This is a genomic window from Kocuria sp. CCUG 69068 (assembly GCF_020833785.1).
GTDB classification, from domain to species: Bacteria; Actinomycetota; Actinomycetes; order Actinomycetales; family Micrococcaceae; genus Kocuria; species Kocuria rosea.
This window is the reverse complement of sequence record NZ_PDDL01000272.1, coordinates 1-575: the sequence shown is the minus strand read 5'-3', so window position 1 is coordinate 575 and position 575 is coordinate 1. Positions and strand designations below refer to the sequence as shown.

General features: G+C 63.3%; 1 protein-coding gene. It reads right to left on the bottom strand.

Going from position 1 to position 575, the window contains the following annotated elements:
* Positions 1-79: 79 nt before the first annotated feature.
* Positions 80-361: a helix-turn-helix domain-containing protein gene (locus CRM73_RS20045; protein WP_370658583.1), complete on the bottom strand. Its 282-nt coding sequence runs from the start codon at positions 359-361 to the stop codon at positions 80-82.
* Positions 362-575: the final 214 nt, after the last annotated feature.

Genomic DNA, 575 nt, shown 5'->3' with positions numbered 1-575 from the left:
GCCGGATCTCCGCCCAGTTCTCCACGCTCAACACCCGCTTCCTCCCGTCCTCGCCATGAGGACAGGGTCCAGCAGGGGGTCAAACTTCGCCTGCCGCCACGGGGTCAGTTTTCACGTGCCGCCGACACCGCCGGCCCCGTTTCTTTGGACGTAGCCCGTCCTCACCATCGCGCCGGTAGATCTTCGCCCAGTTCGTAACGGTGCCAGGGGAGGGAAGATCGTACTCCTTGGCCAGGACGCGTCCGGAGGTGCCTTGGAGGTGACGGCGCACGATCAAGAGCTTCGTCTCAAGGTCGTACTGCTTACGCTCTCGTGTCACCAGTGCACCCCTTCCTCGTACCTGCCATCGCTGATACAACATCTGAACAGAAGTGGATGCCAGGTCAAGAGCACGCGCGACGGAATTCGCACTCAGCCCTTGCTCGAACAACTCGACCGCCGACACCGCTGTCAACGGTCAGCGGGACCTCCCGGTGGGCGGTCAGGTGATCTCCCCGTCGGCGGACAGCTGATCTCCCTGTCCGCGGTCAGTTGATCTCCCTCTGGCGATGTCAGGTCAGTGGGACCACCCCTCG

What these genes read in the sequence shown, in the direction of transcription:
- CRM73_RS20045 (WP_370658583.1), bottom strand. Translation starts at nt 361, where the DNA reads ATGTTGTATCAGCGATGGCAGGTACGAGGAAGGGGTGCACTGGTGACA.